Origin of the sequence: Haloferax chudinovii (assembly GCF_042663345.1) — an archaeon.
Classification (GTDB): Archaea; Halobacteriota; Halobacteria; order Halobacteriales; family Haloferacaceae; genus Haloferax; species Haloferax chudinovii.
Map to the genome: position 1 here is coordinate 19,521 of NZ_JBHTAB010000007.1, position 17,757 is coordinate 37,277.

A 17,757-nucleotide genomic window follows, 5' to 3' on the forward strand; every position below is an offset into this window, starting at 1 on the left:
GGCGGCGAGGCGAAGGGGAGAATGTGGTGAGACGGAAGGCGTGTGGGGAACGGGGACCGTGGAGTCGTGTGAAGTCGGCCGGCCGACCGAGCGACGGCTTACTCGGGCTTGAGACCGGCGTCCTGCACGCGCATGATGCCCTCGCCGTCGGCGAGGTTCGGCGCGTCCACGAGGCGGACGATACGCTTGTCGCCCTTGGACTTGCGGAGGTAGATGCGGAACGTCGAGGTGTGGCCGAGGATGTTGCCACCGATGGGCTGGGTCGGGTCGCCGAAGTAGGAGTCGGGGTTCGACGCGACCTGATTCGTCACGAGGATGCCAGTGTTGAACAGGTCGCCGATGCGCATCAGGTCGTGGAGGTGCTTGTTGAGCTTCTGCTGGCGCTCCGCGAGCTCGCCGCGGCCGACGTACTCGGCGCGGAAGTGGGCGGTGAGAGAGTCCACACAGAGGAGTCGAACCGGCCACTCGGTGTCCTCGTGCTCGCCGGCGAGCTCCTTGGCCTTCTCGGCGAGGAGAATCTGGTGGTTGGAGTTGAACGCCTTGGCGACGTGAATCTTGTCGAGGAAGTCGTCGACGAGCGCCTTCATCGTCTCCTCGTCGTCGATGGAGCCCTCCATCTCGCGGTCTTCGAGTGTCGCTTCGAGCGCCTCGTCTTCGAGGCCGCGGACCATGTCGTCGATACGCTCGGGGCGGAACGTGTCCTCGGAGTCGATGAAGATACAGCCGCCGCCGAGGCCGCCGAGTTCCGGCGGGAGTTGGACGTTGACCGCGAGCTGGTGAGTTATCTGTGACTTCCCGGCACCGAACTCGCCGTACACCTCGGTGATGGACTGCGTTTCGAGGCCGCCGCCGAGGAGTTCGTCGACTTCGTCGATCTGCCAGCTCAGCTTGCCGATCTGCTGGCGTCGTTCGAGGACCATCGAGCCGGTCTCGAAGCCGCCCACGTCGGCCGCGTCGCGGGCCGCGTTGATGATGTCGGAAGCCGTGCTGGAGCCGATGTCGGCCTTGTTCGACAGCTCGCCGGGGCTGGCGACCGCGATGGACTGATAGCTGTCGTAGCCGGTATCGGTGAGCTTGTCGGCCGTCGCCGGGCCGACGCCGGGGAGACTTTCGAGGTCGTCTTCTGCCATACCCAGTCGTTCCGCCCATACCCTGATAAACCCTCGTTAACAGCGAGGTGAAAGTGAAAACGGGAGACTCGGCGGGGGCGACAGTCAGGCTATCGCGGAGGTTCAAGGGCGATGTCGGGGGAACGGAGACGAACGAGCGAGAGACCGGGGGCGTTCCGAAACCGGCTCGGAGCGCGGGCTGGCGCGGAAGTAGAATCGAATCGGAGGGGGATGGGTCGACGGCGGGCGCGTCGGGCGAGTCAGGCGCGTCGGGCGCGTCGGGCGCGTCGGGCGAGCGCGGTCAGTCCCACGGGTGGCCGTTCGGCGTCGAGGGCCACAGCGGGTACCAGTAGCTCTCGTCGCCCTCTATCTCCAGTTCGCCGTCGAGGACGGATTCGAGTTTGAACTCCAGACTCTGGTTCCGCGACGAGGTGCCCTGCGGGGCGAAGGGGTAGTACGCCCCGCGGCGGAACGAGTAGACCCAGTAGGCGCGGTCGCCCTCGCGCTCGAAGCCGAACAGGGCGGCGAGCAGGCGCGAGCCGTAGCCGCGCTCGATGAACTCGTCGGCGGCGAAGTGGACGCTCGTCACGAGGTCCTCGGGGTCGTCGTCGGCGAGGACGACCCAGTTGTAGCCGTGGCCGTCGGTGTGGCGGCTGAACTCGGTGCCGGTCTCCTCGCTTCCGGCGGTGAGGATGTCTTCGACGGCGTCGACGGTGTCGGCGAAGTCGGTGCTGTCGACGGAGGAGAAACACAGCGCCGCCTCGTCGGCCGAGTCGAACCGGAGGTCGGCCTCCATCGTGAGGTACGCGGTGCTCATCCCGAAGAGGTCCTCGGGGTCCGCCTTCGTGGTCGCGTCGGACTCGGCGCTAATTCCGAGCGCGGCGCGGAAGGAATCGAACAACCCCATCGGAACTCAGACGGTCTCCATCTCGCGCTCCATGTCACGGAGGCGCTCGACGCGGTTCTCGGTCGACGGGTGGGTGCTGAACAGGCGACCGATGAGGTCCGACTTGATTGGGATGATGAAGAACGCGTTCATCTCCGAGGAGTCGCGCATGTCGCGCTTCGGGACGTTGTCCATCCGGCCCGAAATCTTGAGGAGCGCGGACGCCAGCGCCGAGGGGCGGCCGGTGATGACGGCGGCCCCGCGGTCGGCGGCGTACTCGCGGTACCGCGAGAGCGCCCGAATCAGGAGGTACGAGATTATCCAGACGACGAGCGACGCGATGATGGCGACGATGACCGGCACGTTCTGGCGGTTGTCGTCGCCGCCGAAGAGCCAGCCCCAGCGGACGATGAGGAAGGCGATGCTGGAGAGGAACGACGCGATAGTCATGACCATCACGTCGCGGTTCTTCACGTGCGCGAGCTCGTGGGCGATGACGCCCTCCAGCTCGTCGTCGTCGAGGGTGTCCATCAGGCCGGTCGTGACGCAGACGGCCGAACTCTTCTGCGAGCGACCCGTCGCGAAGGCGTTCGGGACGCGCGTGTCGGCGATGGCGACCTTCGGCTTCGGGAGGTCGGCCTGCTGGGAGAGGCGACCGACTATCGCGTGGAGCTTCCGCGCCTGCGGGCCGTCGTCCTCGTCGACGACGTGCGCACCCATGCTGTACAGCGCGATTTTGTCGCTGAAGAAGAACTGCGCGAAGAGGAAGATGGCCATGAACCCGACAACGACAGACAGGTTCGTGAAGTAGAAGGCCAACACCCCCGCGAAGACGATGTAGAGGGCGAACAGGAGGAACATCGTGAGCGCCATCCGCCCGCGAAGTCCCCAGTCCGGTTTCCAGTTCATGCCTCGCTATTAGTAATCCGGCTAATAAACGCTGTTGGAGTGCGAAGCTGTCGCACGCGATGCCCGGGTCGTGAGGAATCGGGACATATCGTTTTGCCGCGGGAGCGCGTAGTTCCGGGTGACATGTTCGCCGATAGGGAAGACGCGGGCCGCCGGCTGGCGGACCTGCTCGACGGGAGAGACGAGACGGCGGACCTCGTGTTGGCCATTCCGCGCGGCGGCCTCCCCGTCGGCAGGGAGGTCGCAGACCGCCTCAGAGCGCCGCTCGACGTGGTAGTCGCCACCAAGGTCGGTGCGCCGGACAACCCCGAACTCGCCGTGGGGGCGGTCGCCGGCGACGGGAGCGCGTGGTGGAACGAGGACCTCCTTTCGTATCTCGACGTGGGCGACGACTACCTCGACCGCGAGCGCGAGCGCGAGGTCGAGGCGGTCAGAGAGAAGGTGTCGCTGTACCGCGGCGGCGACCCGCTTCCCGACGTGGTCGAAAAGCGCGTGGTCGTCGTCGACGACGGCGTCGCCACGGGCGCGACCGCCCGAGCGTGCCTGCGGCAGGTCGTCGCCGGCGGCGCAGAGCGCGTCGTCCTCGCGGTCCCGGTCGGCCCGCCGCACACCCTCTCGGAGCTCGAAGCCGAGTGCGACGCGGTCGTCGCGGTCGAGTCGCCGGAGGCGTTCGGGGCCGTCGGCGCGTTCTACCGCGACTTCGCGCAGGTGTCCGACGAGGAGGCCGCGTCGTACCTGCGTGACGGGGCGGGTGCCGAGCCGTGACGCCGAACTTAAGCGGTCGAACGGACTAGAGCCGTCAATGAGCGAATCCCGCGACTTCTGCCCTCGGTGCGGCGACCCGGTTCCGGAGCGGCCGGAACCGCTCCCCGGGATGCCGCGCGAGCGAGACGACGTGCTCTGTGACTCGTGTTACTTCGAGGACTTCGACCTCGTGGACGCGCCCGACGAGGTGCAGGTCCGCGTCTGCGCGCAGTGCGGCGCGATTCACCGGGGCAACCGGTGGGTCGACGTCGGCGCGCGCGACTACACCGACATCGCCATCGAGGAGGTGTCGAACTCCCTCGGCGTCCACCTCAACGCCGAGGAGGTCCGCTGGGGCGTCGAACCCGAGCAGGTCGACGAGAACAACATCCGGATGCACTGTCACTTCTCGGGCGTCGTCCGCGGCACGCCGCTGGAGGAGTCCGTCGTCGTCCCGGTGAGCATCGCCCGCGAGACGTGCCAGCGCTGTGGTCGCATCGCCGGCGGCTACTTCGCCAGCCTCGTGCAGGTCCGCGCCGACGACCGGACGCCGACGACCGACGAGGCCGAGACGGCAATCGAAATCGCCGAGTCCTACATCGCGGAACGCGAGGACAAAGGCGACCGCAACGCCTTCATCACGGAGGTGAACCGGACGCCCGACGGCCCGAACATCAAGATATCGACCAACCAGATGGGAAGCGGCGTCGCAAAGCAGATTCGCGAGCGCTTCGGCGGCACCATCAAGGAGCACCCGACGCTCGTCACGGAAGACGGCGACGGGAACGAGGTCTACCGCGTCACGTTCGTCGCCCGCCTGCCGCGGTACACCGCCGGCGACGTCATCGACCCCGAAGACGGCGACGGCCCGGTCCTCGTGCGGAGCAACCGCGGCCGCCTCAAGGGGACGCGCCTCACTTCCGGCGACCCCTACGAATCGGAGTTCGAGGAGGGCGAGCGGCCCGAGGCCGAGGACCTCGGCTCCGTCGAGGACGCGGAGGAGACCACCGTCGTCACCGTCGAGGACGAACACGCCGTGCAGGTGCTCGACCCCGAGACGTACGAGGCGAAGACTATCACGCGACCGGACTACTTCGACCCCGACGCCGCGATGGTTCCGGTCCTCAAGAGCCGGTCGGGGCTACACATTCTCCCGGAGGAAGTCGTCGAAGGCGAAGACGAGGAGTAGGCGGGCGACAGCAAGGGAATAGAAAGAGCACGGCGACGACAGTTTCACGACTCGCGGCCCGAACCAGCCACAGAACCCAGAGAGCGGTCGCTGGGAGACGGACGACAATCGAACGACGGAGCAGAATCAGTCGGCGCTGGCCGGCCGGTCCGCCGAGAGGGACGCGGCCGGAGCGTCGTCTTCGTGGACGGGCACGCCGTGGCGCTGGAGGGCGAGGAGCAGGTCGTCTTCGGAGTAGCCGGAGCGAGCGGCCGCCTGCGAGAGTGTGAGTGCTCCACTACGATACAGTGTCATCGCCGTGGCGAGTGCGTTGGTGTGCATGGCCGATACTCCATCATTCAGGGGCATTGGTGTTAACTATTTCGTGAGAAAGCGTGTCAAAGACAAAGTTAGGAAGAGTATAGATTTACATACGTCACCATATAGTCGTCATTCATTCGTTAAACGACCAAACTCATTAACAATCATTGAGAAAATGTATCGGAGGCGGCGACTCTCTTGGACACTGTGGCGATTTTTGCCGCTCGAACGGGACGAGATGGCATGACACCGTGACGATGGGGCACGCTCGGCGGGACGCGGTTATCACCCGTGGGAATCGGTTCAGAAGCGTTAATTACCGGCCGACCGACCCACGCCCATGGACAGACAGCAGTTCCTCGCGTTGACGCTCGTCGCGCTCATGGTCGGGTCGACGCTGTTCTCCGCGGCCAGTTTCATTCTGTAGTCACTCGCCCCACACGTCGGAAAGCGGGTGGTTGCTCCGGCCGCCGCCGTCCGAGCCACCGTCCGAGCTACCGCTCCCACGGCCGCCGGAACCACCGGTCGACGTGCCACCGGAGCCACCAGAGCCACCGGCGCGGTTCCCCGAAGAACCCGAACCACGAGTCGAATCGCGCCGCGAGCCAGAACCCGCACCCGACCCTCCGGACGACCGACCCGTCGGGCCGCCGAGATTCGCGGTCCCGCCGGGCGCGTCGCCCGCGTTGCTCCCGCGGCCGCCCGCGGCGACGGGGTCGAACTCGGGGAGGTCGGGTTTCGTCATCCGGTCGACCTGCGCCGCGAACCAGTCGGGCATGTCGGTCCGCGTCTTGTCGAACAGTTGGAGCAGACTGCTGTCGGCGACGTAGGTATCGCCGTAATCGTCGGGCGCGCGCACGACGCGACCGCAGGCCTGAATCACGGTCCTGAGGGCGGCGCGGCGGTACCACGCCCACTGGCCGTCTTCGAGGCGGCGAGCGACTCTGGAGTCGTTCGTGTTGAGATAGGGCGCTTTGCAGAGCACCTGCCAGCGACAGAGGTCGCCGTTCAGGTCCAGCGCCTCCTCCATCTTCACGGAGAGGAACACCTCCGGGCGGTCGGTCGCCTTCCACGTCTCCAGTTCCACGTTTCGGTCGTCGCGGTCGTGGCCGCGGACGCGGTTGCCGAGGCCCATCTCGGCGAGGCGGCGGCGAAGCTCAGCCTGAATCGCGTAGGAGTGGCAGTGAATCAGCCCCTTCTCGTCGGGGTGTTTCGCCAGCAGGCGAACGACGAGGCGGGCGATTTTCGGGAGCGTCTCGTCGCGGTGCTCGTAGGTCATCTTCCCCTGCGTCACGTCGTACAGCGGCCGGTTCTCGACCGGGAAGGTGTGTTCGACGTCCACGAGCGCGACCTTCGAGGGGTCGAGGCCGACAGAGCGGCAGAACGCCGCCTTGTTGAGGATGGTCGCCGACAGGAGCGCGAACTTATTCCCGCGTTCCCAGACGGTGTGCTGGAGGTACTTCGCGGGGTCGAGCGGCTTGATGGCGATAGGCGACCCCTCGCCGTCGTGCTGGTCGACGACCCACGTCGTCGGGCTCTGGGGGTCGCGGTAGTCCTCGACGAACCATTTCAGCTCGCCGATGAGTTCCTGCAGGCGGTCGCGGCGGGCGGCCTCCTCGGGCGTCAGTTCGGACTTCGTCAGCAACTCGTCTTTCTCGCGCTTGCAGACGCCGACGAGCGTCTCCGCGAAGCGCGAGGCGCGCTCGACGGGGTCGCCCGCGGCCGCCACGTCGGGGACGCCGATGTCGTCCCACACCGGCACGGTCCGGGGTTTCAGGTCGATAGTCGCGTACATCTCGGCCCACTCGGCCAGCCCGTGGGCCTCGTCGACGACGACCACGTCGCGCTTTCTGAACACGTCGGAGCCGGCGGTCTGCATGAAGTACGCGAGCGTCATCGCCGCGATTTGGCGGTTCGACGCGATGGCGCGGTCGGAGAAGTACGGACAGCGGTGCCGGACCGAGCAGTCGAAGCCGCGCTTGCGGGCGCAGGGGGCGCGGTCGACGGGCGTCTCTTCCTCCCCCCGGATGATGCAGTTGTAGTTCGACTTGCCCCGGATTATCTTGAGGTCCGAAAGCAGGTCATCCTCGGCCACGTCGTCCAGTTGCGACACCTGCGGGGTCGTGTAGTAGGCGTCGGTCGCCTGCGCGGGCGACGTCTCGTCGACGGTCGCCGCCGACCCCGCGATGGCGCGGGCGAGAAGCGACTTACCGCTCCCGGTCGGCGCGCGGACCAAGACCACGTCGTTGCCGTCGGCGAAGGCGTCGCGGATGTCGCGCAGGGCCCGTTCCTGCGCGCCGCGGAAACTGGGGGCCGGAAACGAGTCGATGATGCGCGACGGGTCCACGGTCGATGAACTCCTCGGACGGGCCTAAATCCACCGCTCCGGGGTGCGGTCGCGGCATCGCCGAGCCCGAGACGCCGGAGAAAACCGAGTCTAAAGCGCCGCCACGTCCTCGGCCGTCGGTTCGCGGTCGCCCGGGAGACGCTCCATGCAGTCGAAACAGAGGAAGTGCTCGGAGCCGTCGACGAGTTCCAGCGTCATCCCGCCGGACGAGGACGTGGGGAAGTTCCAGAGGTCGCCGATGCCGCCGGCGATGCGGACGCCCTTCCCGCAAGCGTCGCACGGTTCGGAGGTCATGAGAGAACCGAGGGTTCGAGACGGCAAAAGCGCCACGCCGCATCGGCGTGACCGTAATCGACCGACTTCGCCGACCGCCGGGAGACTCTTGTCGGCTGGCGTATAACTTTCGTGGCATGCGCGTCGACTGCGAAGGCTGTGCGGGCTGTTGTATCGACTGGCGGCCGGTCGCGCCGGTCGCGCTCGACCACGAGCGCCGCGGGCCGCGCGCGCCGCTCGACGACACCTACAACCTCGTCCCGCTGACCCGCGACGAGATTCGTGACTTCGTGGCGGCGGGACTCGGCGACGCCCTCACCCCGCGATTGTGGGAGGCGTCGCCGGGCGAGGGCGTCGAAATCGACGGCGTCGAACTCGCGGCCATCGGCGGGAAGCCCGCGTTCTTCGTCGGCATGCGGAAGCCGCCGAAACCCGTCGCGCCGTTCGGCCTGGAGCGGACGTGGCTCCGCGCCTGCGCGTTTCTCGACCCCGAGACCCTCCAGTGCCGCATCCACGACACCGAGTTCTATCCCGACGAGTGCGGCGAGTACCCCGGTCACAACCTCGTCCTCGAACAGGAGACCGAGTGCGAGCGCGTCGAGCGACACCACGGCGGCGAGCGCCTGCTCGACGACGCGGCCCCGGACGACTTTCACGGCCTGCTTCTCGGCCCCCACGCCCTCGGCGCGAAACTGTTCGTCCACCCCGAGCCCGAGCGGTTGGCGGGGACCATCGAGCATCTCAAAACCCGTGAACTGACGCCCGAGGACCGCGCGGAGTTCGTCGGCGTCGCGGTCGGGTCGCATCCGGGTTCGACCGAGGTCGACGAGGAACGCGCCTCGCGGGCGCGTTCGAAGACGCTCGAAAGCGAGTCGTGGGCGGGTGAGACCGTCGCCGCGTGGGACGCGGTCGCCGGTCGTCTCGGGAGCGCGGCCGACGAGGCACCCGACCCCGACGAGGTCGAAGTCGCCCGCGGCGCGCCGGAAACGCCGGGGTGGGATGCGGTTCGCGGCGACGGCTGACCCGCGGGTGGCGAGCGACGGGCGGCGGGTGACCGGCAGGGGTCGGCCAGTTGACGGCTGGTCTGACGGGCGATACGTTAACATCGCGAGCGGCGCTACCGTGTAGCATGAAAGTGCTCGTGACCGGGGCGACCGGATTCGTCGGCCGGCACCTCGTACCCCTCCTCCTCGACGCCGGCCACGACGTGGTCGTGTTCGTCCGCGACGCGGCGCGTTACGACGGTCCGACGGACGTGGCGGTGGTCGAAGGCGACATCTTCGAGCCGGCGACGCTCGCCCCCGCGATGGCGGGCGTCGACGCGGCGTACTACCTCATCCACTCGATGCACGCCGGCGGCGACTTCGAGGAGCGCGACCGACTCGCCGCTCGCAACTTCGTCGACGCCGCCGAGTCCGCCGGTGTCGGGCGAGTCGTCTACCTCGGCGGCCTCGGCGAGGACCGTGACCGGCTCTCGGCACATCTGCGGTCGCGCCGCGAGGTCGAACACATCCTCGCGTCGGGCGCGCCCGAGCTCACGACGCTCCGGGCGGCTATCATCGTCGGCGCGGGGAGCGCCAGCTTCGAGATGGTCCGCCAACTCGCCACGCGCCTGCCGGTCATGGTGACGCCGCAGTGGGTCGAAACGCGGTGTCAACCCATCGCCATCGCTGACGTGGTCGCCTACCTCGCGGTCGTCCTCGACCACCCCGAGACGGCGGGCGAGACCTACGATATCGGCGGCCCGGACGTGCTCACTTACCGGGAGATGCTCCAGCGCGTCGGCGCGCAGTTGGGCCACGCGCCCCGAATCATCGCCGTGCCCGTGTTGACGCCGCGGCTCTCATCGTACTGGATCGGTCTCGTGACCAACGTGGACACGGGCGTCGCCCGACCGCTCATCGAGGGGCTGAAAAACCCCGTCGTCGTCGGCGACGACCGCATCCGCGACATCGTCGAGGTGGACGAGACGCCGTTCGACGCCGCCGTCGAGCGGGCGCTCCGCGAGGAGCGCGAAACGCGGGAGAAAAACGTGGAACCGGAGCCGACGACCCCGACGTGAGCGGGACGCGAACCGCCCGCCCGAGCGCCCCGAGCGCCGCGGCGATTGATATACCGCGGGGCCGTAGGGGCGGGATATGAACGACGCCCCGGAGTACGGCGAGACGTGGGTGTACGAGAGTATCGTCGGCGCGCTCCCGGGCGTGAACATCGGCGAGGCGGGCGCTATCGCCCTTCAAATCGCCGTCTTCGAAATCGCCGTGCTCGTGTTCGCGTGGGTGTACGGCCTGTGGACCGCGGCGGTCGCGGGCACCGCGGCCATCGTCGTCGCGGCCGCGGGGAGCGTCGTGATGCTCCGCATGGGCGAGTGGACCCGCGCCGCGAGAGTGCCCGCACCCTACCGCCGCCTGCTTTTCGGGTCGAGTATCGAAGTCGTACTCGGCGTGCTCGCGTTCGTCGCGCTCGTGACGCACCTGTTCGTCTTCGACCCCCAGCAACCGGGAACGCCGCTCATGACGACGCTGTTCGGCCCCGAGCCGCCGGTCGTGGTGGTCTACCTGACACTGCTCGTCCTCTGGGACCTCTGTTACCGAATCGGCACGTCGTGGTGGGCGGCCGTCGTCGGACTCTGGGGGGCCGTCCGCTACCGGTTCGACGGTCCGACCGCCGGGACGGTCAGGCGAGTGAACCTCCTGAACGTCGGCTTCGCGGTCGCGCAGGTGCTGTTGCTTCCGTTCGTCGCGGACCAGCCGGTGCTTTTGCTCGCGGTCGGCGGCCACGTCGTCGCCGTGACCGTGGTCTCGGTGACGGCGGCGGCGCTAACGAGGACGTGAGGAACGCAGGAACAGGACGCAGGAGGACGTGAGGAACGCAGGAACAGGACGCAGGAGGACGTGAGGGACGGGTCAGTCGTCGGACTGCATCCGCTTGAACTGTTCGAGTAGCGCGTCGGTCGAGTCGCCGGAGTCGTACTCGACACTGCCGCGGTAGGTCTTCCGGTCGTCGTCGGTGCCGGGTTCGACCTGACTCGTCATCCGCTCGCGGCGTTCGTGTTCGGCTTCGTCGTATGCCCCCATTGACATGGTTCGACTTACCATGTGTGACTGTGACACATATAACTATCGGAGTAATTCATAATCGTGATATTCGTGGCCGTCCGTGCGACCTGAACCCGGACACGGGGTGGATGGAACCGGAATCCGGAGCCGCGGCGGGAAAGGGTAAAACCAATCGCCGAACTACACCGTGTGTGGCACGCCCGCTTCGCTTTCGTTACGCCCCCGGACGTTGGGACGAGTCGCGCATCACCCGCGACGTCTTCCAGCCGCTCGACGGCAACCTCGGTGCCGAGATGGGTGCGCCGTGGTACGCACCGCCCGACGGCTACGAGGCCCGACGGTTCGACATGGACAACGGCGACACCGCGCTGTTCGCGTGGACCGACGACCACGCCTACTGGATAGGCAACACCGAGACGCCGAGTTCGCTGTGGCGGACCGACAAGGAGGGCTTCGACGAGGCTCCCTTCGAGGTCTCCCGGTGGGCCCAGCGCGAACTCATCGCCGAGCTGTTCGACCAGTCGCCGTGGCTGAAGCCCTACCCGCACCTCTCGTGGTTTTTCCTCCCCGTGTTCCTCTCGAAGGACGGTCGCGAGACGACCCGCGAGTTCTTCCACGACCACGCCGCGGGCTTCCCCGACGCGACCCGCGAGGAGGCGCTTGCGTTCTACGAGTCGTTCTTCGCCACGGGCGTCCTCGACGAGTACCGCGAGGTCATGGCCGGAAAGCTCGGCACCTCGGAGTACTTCGACCCGATACGGATGGCCGCGGCGATGGGCGAGTTCGACGTGGCGTACCTCCTCGACGAGGCGGGCTACGACATCACGCCCGAAATCGCCGTGACGACCGGCCACTCCATCGACTTCCGCGCCGAGAACACTCCCGCGGGCGGCGCGCTCATCGAGGTGACACGCCCCCTCCCGCCGAACCGACGCTCCGTGAGCAACCCCATCGCCGCGATTCGCGACACGGCCCAGACCAAGACCAACGGCGAGGGCCAACTCGCCGAACACGGTGGCGGCGTGACCCTGTTCGTCGACTGCTCGTCGTTCCCCGACGACGACTGGGCCGCCATCATGGGCGAGAAACCCGACGTGCGGCACCGGCCGGCCGTCGTCTTCCGCCTCCGCCCGTCGGGGCAGGTCGAAGGCTACTCGAAGGGGTCCGTGCCGGTGGACCTGCCGTGGCTCGCTGACTGACGTTTGTTCTGACCAGTGTGTGGACCGAGCGCGACGCAGGCGCGCGGCCAAGTCGCCGAGCCCCGAGCCGACGGCTCGCGGGTCGCAGTCAGAAAGAAAAGAATCGAGACGGGGCGAGAACCGGCCTCAGAACGAGACCATCTGGGGCCCGTTCTCACCGAGCGGGGACGGGTCGCGGTCGCTGTAGTATCGACGACCGATCGCCTCGTGGCCGACGCCGGTGAAGAGGGCGTCCCGCACGTCCTGCGGGCACGTGTACGTCTCGTCGCCGAGACGGGCCAGAATCTGTGCGACAGTCTCCTGACCGTTCTGGAGCTCGATTACTTCGTCGCCGTGGCGTTGGGCGAAGTCGGTCGAGCTAATCGGGTATTCGTGGCAATCGATGGCGTCGCCGAGTCCGTTCAGGCGCATTACAGCCATGACTGTGCCGGCCACATTCTTAATGATTTTCCATGTATTTGATTAGTGGCATTGGAGTCCTTAATCGTCCTTAATGCTATATCGGGCGCAACGTTTGTCTCCCCCTCGCCCCGACCACGATGCATGGACGACAGCCCGCCGGTCGCGGACCTCCACCTCCACACGACCGCCTCGGACGGCCGGCTCACCATCGACGCGCTCCCCGACGCCGCCCGCGCTGGCGGGGTAGACGTGGTGGCCGTGACGGACCACGACCGCTACCATCCGGACCTCGACGCCCCAGTGGTCGAACGCGACGGCGTGACAGTCGTCCGCGGCATCGAACTGCGCGTCGACGCCGGCGACCGCCGGGTCGACCTCCTCGGCTACGGCCTCAGGGAGCGGCCCGCCCTCGTCGAGGTGGTCGACCGACTCCAGCGCAACCGCATCGAGCGGGCGCGGGAAATCGTCGCGGCGGTCGAAGCGGAAACCGGGGCGGACCTCGACATCGACATCCACGACGGCGTCGGCCGGCCGCACGTCGCCCGCGCCGTCGACGCCAGCGAGGCACCCTACGACTACCAAGGCGCGTTCGACGAACTCATCGGCTCGGACGGGCCCTGCTACGTCCCACGCGAACTCCCGACGTTCGACGACGGCGTGGCCGCCCTGCGAGACGCCTGCGACGTGGTCGGCCTCGCACATCCGTTTCGCTACCGCGACCCCGCCGGCGCGCTCGCCCTCTGTGCCGACCTCGACGCCGTCGAACGCTACTACCCCTACGGGTTCGAAGTCGAGACGGACCTCGTGGACGAGGCCATCGAGCGCTACGGCCTGCTCGCCACGGGCGGGAGCGACGCCCACGACGAGACCCTCGGCCGCGCCGGACCGCCGGAGACCGACTTCGCCCGGTTCGCCGCGGCGATAGACGGTCTCTAACCGTGTTAGTCCGTGAATAACCCGGAACGTGCCGTGGGGCGTAGAGTTAAATCCTATCGGAACTGAAGGGGCGGTATGCAGTGTCACTACTGCGACCGTGAGGCCGCATACGCCGCCGAGAAAGACCACATTAAGGTCGGCCTCTGCGAGCGACACTTCCGCAAGCGGGTCGAGGAACTCGCCGAATCCGAGGAACTCGCCGCCCTGAAGGAAAAGCTCGATATTAACCGAACAAAGTGACGGCCGCCCCACAGCAGTCCCTCCACTAGCGCCTCCCTACCGTCGCCGCGCCGGGTCGCCTCGCGCGGCCCCGCGTCCGCTCACGCGAGCACCTGACCACCGAACACGTACAGCGCCGCGAGCGCGCTCTCGAACACGACGGTCCCGAGCGCCGAGAGCGCGACGAACCGCTTCGGCGACATCCCGGACAGTCCGGCCGGGACGGTGAGCATCCCGCGCGTGAACAGCATCGCGTTGCTCAGCGGAACGACGACGGGACCCCAGCGGTCGAACCAGCCGTCGAACCGGTCGAGAGAGTCTTCGCTCACGCGGAACCACGGCCGCGACAGGAGGTACTCGCGGCCGCCCCGCTTGGCGACGAGGAACAGCCCGACCTGACCGACGGTCGCGCCGAGCACGGCGACGGCGAGAATCGGAAGCATCAGTCGTTCGCCGACCAACACCAGCGCCCCCGGCACGAGGAGTTCGCTCGGCGCGACGTAGAGGAGCATCGCGCCCTCCAGTACGAACACGAAAAAGAGGGCGACGAGGGCGAGGTCCGACGCGAGGAGGGACCGAAGAACGTCGGGGAGTTGCGAGGTGAACGCGCTCATAGCTACGCGTGGTTCGAGCGGAAATATGTTCATTATGGTTTGGATAACGCGGCGCGAACCGACGGGAGCGACGGCATTTTGCCGCCGCCGACCGAACCCCGCCTATGGAGTTCACCGACCGCCCCCGCAGGCTTCGAACCGACGGGATTCGCCCGCTCGTCTCGGAGACGACGCTCGACGCGACCGACCTCGTCGCGCCCGTCTTCGTCGACGCGACGACCGACGAGCGCGTCCCCATCGAGTCCATGCCGGGCCACGAGCGCGTGCCCGTCGCCGAGGCGGCCGACCGCGTCGCCGAGGTGCGCGAGGCCGGCGTCGAGGCCGTCATCGTCTTCGGCATCCCCGAGTCGAAAGACCCCGAAGGGTCTCGCGCGTACGCGCGAAACGGGGTCGTACAGGAGGCCGTCCGAGCCATCACCGCCGAGACGGACGCCTACGTCATCACGGACGTCTGTCTCTGCGAGTACACCGACCACGGCCACTGCGGCGTGCTGGAGGACCACGCCGAGGACGACCCGACGCTGACGGTCGAAAACGGGCCGACTCTCGACCTGCTCGCGGAGACCGCCGTCTCTCACGCCGAGGCGGGCGCGGACATGGTCGCCCCCTCGGCCTCGATGGACGGGATGGTCGGCGCGATTCGCACCGCGCTCGACGACGCCGGCCACGACGAGATACCAATCATGTCCTACGCCGCGAAGTACGAGAGCGCCTTCTACGGTCCCTTCCGCGACGCGGCCGACGGCGCGCCGGCGTTCGGCGACCGACGGCACTACCAGATGGACCCGGCGAACGCCCGCGAGGCACTGCGCGAGGTCGCCCTCGACGTCGAACAGGGCGCGGACGTGCTGATGGTCAAGCCGGGCCTGCCGTATCTCGACATCGTCCGCGCCATCCGCGAGGGGTACGACCACCCGGTCGCCGCCTACAACGTCTCCGGCGAGTACGCGATGCTCCACGCCGCCGCCGAGAAAGGGTGGTTAGACCTCGACGAGGTCGCCCGCGAGTCGCTGTTGTCGATGAAGCGGGCGGGTGCGGACCTCATCATCACCTACTTCGCAGAGCACGTCGCGCGGCAACTCGACTGAGGCGCGGGCGGGTGAGCCGGCCGACTACCGGACGGCCGCGAGACCCGTGGAACGGCGCGGTTCGAAGGGCGAACCACGGGACACGATACCGGGGCGCGCACGGCCAAAACACACTTGTCAGGCAACATTTTCCTGAACGTTCGTCCACAGAAGTGCGAACAATCTCAAAATCCTTGGACGATATACAACCTTATATGCGTAATATTCTATCACATTTTGTGCAGTTGTGGTATTACGCCCCACTAAATTTGACAAAACCAACCCCACACTTTATATACTGCCTCACCATGAAGCCGAACCGTGATGAAGCACCAGAATCCACACGGATACGGACCAAAAGTAACTGAACGGTCACCGGAAGCCGAATGGGGTGGGCAGTCGTGATACCGCTCCAGGTCGACCCGAGCGTTATCGCCCAGGGAGTCAACTACGTCTGGGTTCTCGTCGTCTCGTTCCTCATCTTCTTCATGCAGCCGGGGTTCGCGCTCTTAGAGGCAGGGCAGGTACGCGCGAAGAACGTGGGCAACGTGCTGATGAAGAACATGACCGACTGGGCGCTCGGCGTGCTCGTCTACTTCGTCGTCGGCGCGGGGGTCGCGACAATCGTCGGCGGCCTCACGTCGTCCGGCGGCGTCGACGTCGCCGCCGCGTTCTCGTACATCGGCGACTCCGGCGCGTGGATTGACTGGCTCTTCGGGGCCGTCTTCGCCATGACCGCCGCCACCATCGTCTCCGGCGCGGTCGCAGAACGCATGGACTTCCGCGCGTACATCGTCTTCGCGGCGACCATCACGGGGTTCATCTACCCCGTCGTGCAGGGTCTGACGTGGTCCGGCGGTCTCCTCTCGGGCGGCGGCTACATCGGTGCCGCGCTCGGTGTCGGCTACCTCGACTTCGCCGGTGCGACCGTCGTTCACATGTGCGGCGGCGTCGCCGGCCTCGTCGGCGCGAAGATGGTCGGCCCGCGTAAGGGCCGCTTCGATTCGAACGGCGACAGCCAGCCCATCCCGGGTCACTCGATGTTGCTCGCCGTCCTCGGCACGCTCATCCTCGCGTTCGGCTGGTACGGCTTCAACGTCGGCACGCAGGCGACGGTGCTCGCGACCACCGAAAGCGGCGGTCTGGAGTTCATGGGTGCCGCGCTCGGTCGCGTCGCCCTCGTGACGACCCTCGGCATGGGCGCTGGCGCGGTCGCCGCGATGATCGTCTCGACGAGCTACCAGGGCAAGCCCGACCCCCTCTGGATGGCGAACGGCCTGCTCGCCGGTCTCGTCGCAGTCACCGGCGCGGTCCCCCACGTCACGTGGTGGGGCGGCCTCATCCTCGGCGCGATCGGCGGCGCAATCGTCCTGCCGGCGTACCGCTGGACCGTCGACTCGCTCAAAATCGACGACGTGTGTGGCGTCTTCGCCGTCCACGGCGTCGCGGGCGCGGTCGGCACGGCGCTCATCCCCGTCTTCGCGGTCGGCGGCTTCTCCGGCACCCAGCTCGTGATGCAGGTCATCGGCGTGGTCGTCATCGCCGCGTGGACCATCATCGCCTCGGGTATCGTCTTCGCCATCACGGACGCCGTCTTCGGCCTCCGCGTCTCGGAAGAAGAGGAAGAAGAGGGCCTCGACGCCGGCGAGCACGGCGTCTCGGTCTACCCCGAATTCGTCGGCGACGCCGGTCCCGACGGCGCGCTCGGCTCGCCCACGGCGACCGACGGCGGGAGCGACGTGCGCACCGACGGTGGCGTCGTGGAAGACGAGACCGTCGAAGCCAACGGAGGTGACAGCCAATGAGCGACGAGGCCGACGAACAGGGCATCAAGCTCGTGATGGCCGTCATCCGCCCCGACAAGCTCTCGGACGTGAAGACCGCGCTCGCCGAGGCGGGCGCGCCGTCGCTCACCGTCACCAACGTCTCCGGTCGCGGCTCCCAGCCCGCCAAGAAGGGCCAGTGGCGCGGCGAGGAGTACACCGTCGACCTCCACCAGAAGGTCAAAGTCGAGTGCGTCGTCGCCGACATCCCGGCCGGCGACGTGGTCGATGCCATCGCCGACGCCGCCCACACGGGCGAGAAAGGCGACGGGAAGATATTCGTCCTCCCCGTCGAGAGCGCGGTCCAAGTCCGCACCGGCAAGGAGGGCGAGCCGGCGGTCTGAGCGCGCACCTACGGCCGAAACCGACTCGAAACCTCCGAACTCTCCGTTCGCCGCTCCCGCCGCGGTTCGCGTGAGTGCGCACCCGACCGAGGTTCGACCAACACCCCGCGTCGTTCTGATTACTTTTCCGACACTACGTTCGTAGGATTGCGTGGCAACATTTGTCCACAGAGTGCCGACCTTACGTCCTTATACAAGACATATCTCATCCTATATCGGACATACGTCTCTCAGAACGCCATTTTGTAGACGTTTGTCAACGCGAACCGTTATATGAGCGTCTGTAGATAGCATCTCTCATGGTTCGCGAGACATTCGGTCGCGAATCGAGCACCAA

20 protein-coding genes are annotated in these 17,757 nt (G+C 67.3%); 11 read left to right on the forward strand and 9 right to left on the reverse strand.

Going from position 1 to position 17,757, the window contains the following annotated elements:
- Positions 1–98: 98 nt before the first annotated feature.
- The 3 genes from radA to htpX all read right to left on the reverse strand — a co-directional run bounded on the left by radA (position 99) and on the right by htpX (position 2,904).
- Entirely contained in the window at positions 99–1,130 is a 1,032-nt protein-coding gene (gene radA, locus ACFQI8_RS12895) for a DNA repair and recombination protein RadA (RefSeq protein ID WP_390245380.1), read from the reverse strand.
- 280 nt (positions 1,131–1,410) lie between these two features.
- Positions 1,411–2,016 (reverse strand): PspA-associated protein PspAB, encoded by a 606-nt coding sequence (pspAB, locus tag ACFQI8_RS12900; protein WP_390245382.1) that lies wholly within the window; start codon positions 2,014–2,016, stop codon positions 1,411–1,413.
- Positions 2,017–2,022: 6 nt separating this feature from the next.
- Positions 2,023–2,904, reverse strand: coding sequence for a zinc metalloprotease HtpX (gene htpX / locus ACFQI8_RS12905; protein WP_390245384.1), 882 nt, complete (start codon positions 2,902–2,904; stop codon positions 2,023–2,025).
- 123 nt (positions 2,905–3,027) lie between these two features.
- On the opposite strand from htpX, the gene ACFQI8_RS12910 reads away from it, so the two are divergent.
- Both ACFQI8_RS12910 and ACFQI8_RS12915 read left to right on the forward strand, forming a co-directional pair.
- A complete protein-coding gene (locus tag ACFQI8_RS12910; RefSeq protein ID WP_390245386.1) occupies positions 3,028–3,669 on the forward strand; it encodes a phosphoribosyltransferase in 642 nt (213 codons plus the stop codon).
- A gap of 37 nt (positions 3,670–3,706) precedes the next feature.
- Entirely contained in the window at positions 3,707–4,837 is a 1,131-nt protein-coding gene (locus ACFQI8_RS12915) for a 60S ribosomal export protein NMD3 (RefSeq protein WP_390245388.1), read from the forward strand.
- 126 nt (positions 4,838–4,963) lie between these two features.
- Here ACFQI8_RS12915 and ACFQI8_RS12920 read toward each other — a convergent pair whose 3' ends face one another.
- From ACFQI8_RS12920 to ACFQI8_RS12930, 3 genes are all read right to left on the reverse strand, one after another.
- Positions 4,964–5,158: a DUF7317 family protein gene (locus ACFQI8_RS12920; protein WP_004045182.1), complete on the reverse strand. Its 195-nt coding sequence runs from the start codon at positions 5,156–5,158 to the stop codon at positions 4,964–4,966.
- 406 nt (positions 5,159–5,564) lie between these two features.
- Positions 5,565–7,484 carry a helicase C-terminal domain-containing protein gene (locus ACFQI8_RS12925; protein WP_390245390.1) on the reverse strand — a complete coding sequence of 640 codons (1,920 nt, stop codon included), beginning with the start codon at positions 7,482–7,484 and terminating at the stop codon, positions 5,565–5,567.
- Positions 7,485–7,574: 90 nt separating this feature from the next.
- A complete protein-coding gene (locus ACFQI8_RS12930; protein ID WP_004045177.1) occupies positions 7,575–7,778 on the reverse strand; it encodes a DUF7561 family protein in 204 nt (67 codons plus the stop codon).
- 116 nt (positions 7,779–7,894) lie between these two features.
- On the opposite strand from ACFQI8_RS12930, the gene ACFQI8_RS12935 reads away from it, so the two are divergent.
- From ACFQI8_RS12935 to ACFQI8_RS12945, 3 genes are all read left to right on the forward strand, one after another.
- On the forward strand, positions 7,895–8,779 hold the full coding sequence (locus ACFQI8_RS12935; RefSeq protein WP_390245392.1) for a YkgJ family cysteine cluster protein: 885 nt from the start codon (positions 7,895–7,897) through the stop codon (positions 8,777–8,779).
- 107 nt (positions 8,780–8,886) lie between these two features.
- A complete protein-coding gene (locus tag ACFQI8_RS12940; RefSeq protein ID WP_390245394.1) occupies positions 8,887–9,819 on the forward strand; it encodes an NAD(P)H-binding protein in 933 nt (310 codons plus the stop codon).
- A 76-nt stretch (positions 9,820–9,895) separates the two neighbouring features.
- Positions 9,896–10,591 (forward strand): DUF7530 family protein, encoded by a 696-nt coding sequence (locus ACFQI8_RS12945; protein WP_390245396.1) that lies wholly within the window; start codon positions 9,896–9,898, stop codon positions 10,589–10,591.
- 72 nt (positions 10,592–10,663) lie between these two features.
- Here the strand turns inward: ACFQI8_RS12945 and ACFQI8_RS12950 are convergent, their stop codons facing one another.
- Positions 10,664–10,840 (reverse strand): DUF5786 family protein, encoded by a 177-nt coding sequence (locus ACFQI8_RS12950; protein ID WP_390245398.1) that lies wholly within the window; start codon positions 10,838–10,840, stop codon positions 10,664–10,666.
- 167 nt (positions 10,841–11,007) lie between these two features.
- Here ACFQI8_RS12950 and ACFQI8_RS12955 point away from each other — a divergent pair, with 167 nt between their 5' ends.
- Positions 11,008–12,015 carry a DUF5784 family protein gene (locus ACFQI8_RS12955; protein ID WP_390245400.1) on the forward strand — a complete coding sequence of 336 codons (1,008 nt, stop codon included), beginning with the start codon at positions 11,008–11,010 and terminating at the stop codon, positions 12,013–12,015.
- A gap of 126 nt (positions 12,016–12,141) precedes the next feature.
- On the opposite strand, the gene ACFQI8_RS12960 is transcribed toward ACFQI8_RS12955, so the two are convergent.
- Complete coding sequence (locus ACFQI8_RS12960) at positions 12,142–12,426, reverse strand: DUF5789 family protein (protein WP_390245402.1); 285 nt, start codon at positions 12,424–12,426, stop codon at positions 12,142–12,144.
- 132 nt (positions 12,427–12,558) lie between these two features.
- Here ACFQI8_RS12960 and ACFQI8_RS12965 point away from each other — a divergent pair, with 132 nt between their 5' ends.
- Positions 12,559–13,353: a PHP domain-containing protein gene (locus tag ACFQI8_RS12965; protein WP_390245404.1), complete on the forward strand. Its 795-nt coding sequence runs from the start codon at positions 12,559–12,561 to the stop codon at positions 13,351–13,353.
- A gap of 75 nt (positions 13,354–13,428) precedes the next feature.
- Positions 13,429–13,593 (forward strand): DUF6757 family protein, encoded by a 165-nt coding sequence (locus ACFQI8_RS12970; RefSeq protein ID WP_004045157.1) that lies wholly within the window; start codon positions 13,429–13,431, stop codon positions 13,591–13,593.
- Between the two features lie 80 nt (positions 13,594–13,673).
- Here ACFQI8_RS12970 and ACFQI8_RS12975 read toward each other — a convergent pair whose 3' ends face one another.
- Positions 13,674–14,186: a DedA family protein gene (locus ACFQI8_RS12975; RefSeq protein ID WP_390245406.1), complete on the reverse strand. Its 513-nt coding sequence runs from the start codon at positions 14,184–14,186 to the stop codon at positions 13,674–13,676.
- A gap of 104 nt (positions 14,187–14,290) precedes the next feature.
- Between ACFQI8_RS12975 and hemB the strand changes: the two genes are divergently transcribed.
- The 3 genes from hemB (at position 14,291) to ACFQI8_RS12990 (ending at position 17,420) form a co-directional block, all read left to right on the forward strand.
- Positions 14,291–15,274: a porphobilinogen synthase gene (hemB, locus tag ACFQI8_RS12980; protein WP_390245408.1), complete on the forward strand. Its 984-nt coding sequence runs from the start codon at positions 14,291–14,293 to the stop codon at positions 15,272–15,274.
- A gap of 365 nt (positions 15,275–15,639) precedes the next feature.
- Entirely contained in the window at positions 15,640–17,058 is a 1,419-nt protein-coding gene (locus tag ACFQI8_RS12985) for an ammonium transporter (protein WP_390245410.1), read from the forward strand.
- Positions 17,055–17,420 carry a P-II family nitrogen regulator gene (locus ACFQI8_RS12990; protein ID WP_390245412.1) on the forward strand — a complete coding sequence of 122 codons (366 nt, stop codon included), beginning with the start codon at positions 17,055–17,057 and terminating at the stop codon, positions 17,418–17,420. The genes ACFQI8_RS12985 and ACFQI8_RS12990 overlap by 4 nt, the downstream gene beginning before the upstream one ends.
- Positions 17,421–17,757: the final 337 nt, after the last annotated feature.

Coding starts and splice junctions, on each gene's coding strand:
- radA (WP_390245380.1), bottom strand. CDS start 1,130: ATGGCAGAAGACGACCTCGAAAGTCTCCCCGGCGTCGGCCCGGCGACG.
- pspAB (WP_390245382.1), bottom strand. CDS start 2,016: ATGGGGTTGTTCGATTCCTTCCGCGCCGCGCTCGGAATTAGCGCCGAG.
- htpX (WP_390245384.1), bottom strand. CDS start 2,904: ATGAACTGGAAACCGGACTGGGGACTTCGCGGGCGGATGGCGCTCACG.
- ACFQI8_RS12910 (WP_390245386.1), top strand. CDS start 3,028: ATGTTCGCCGATAGGGAAGACGCGGGCCGCCGGCTGGCGGACCTGCTC.
- ACFQI8_RS12915 (WP_390245388.1), top strand. CDS start 3,707: ATGAGCGAATCCCGCGACTTCTGCCCTCGGTGCGGCGACCCGGTTCCG.
- ACFQI8_RS12920 (WP_004045182.1), bottom strand. CDS start 5,158: ATGCACACCAACGCACTCGCCACGGCGATGACACTGTATCGTAGTGGA.
- ACFQI8_RS12930 (WP_004045177.1), bottom strand. CDS start 7,778: ATGACCTCCGAACCGTGCGACGCTTGCGGGAAGGGCGTCCGCATCGCC.
- ACFQI8_RS12935 (WP_390245392.1), top strand. CDS start 7,895: ATGCGCGTCGACTGCGAAGGCTGTGCGGGCTGTTGTATCGACTGGCGG.
- ACFQI8_RS12940 (WP_390245394.1), top strand. CDS start 8,887: ATGAAAGTGCTCGTGACCGGGGCGACCGGATTCGTCGGCCGGCACCTC.
- ACFQI8_RS12945 (WP_390245396.1), top strand. CDS start 9,896: ATGAACGACGCCCCGGAGTACGGCGAGACGTGGGTGTACGAGAGTATC.
- ACFQI8_RS12950 (WP_390245398.1), bottom strand. CDS start 10,840: ATGTCAATGGGGGCATACGACGAAGCCGAACACGAACGCCGCGAGCGG.
- ACFQI8_RS12960 (WP_390245402.1), bottom strand. CDS start 12,426: ATGCGCCTGAACGGACTCGGCGACGCCATCGATTGCCACGAATACCCG.
- ACFQI8_RS12965 (WP_390245404.1), top strand. CDS start 12,559: ATGGACGACAGCCCGCCGGTCGCGGACCTCCACCTCCACACGACCGCC.
- ACFQI8_RS12970 (WP_004045157.1), top strand. CDS start 13,429: ATGCAGTGTCACTACTGCGACCGTGAGGCCGCATACGCCGCCGAGAAA.
- ACFQI8_RS12975 (WP_390245406.1), bottom strand. CDS start 14,186: ATGAGCGCGTTCACCTCGCAACTCCCCGACGTTCTTCGGTCCCTCCTC.
- hemB (WP_390245408.1), top strand. CDS start 14,291: ATGGAGTTCACCGACCGCCCCCGCAGGCTTCGAACCGACGGGATTCGC.
- ACFQI8_RS12985 (WP_390245410.1), top strand. CDS start 15,640: ATGGGGTGGGCAGTCGTGATACCGCTCCAGGTCGACCCGAGCGTTATC.
- ACFQI8_RS12990 (WP_390245412.1), top strand. CDS start 17,055: ATGAGCGACGAGGCCGACGAACAGGGCATCAAGCTCGTGATGGCCGTC.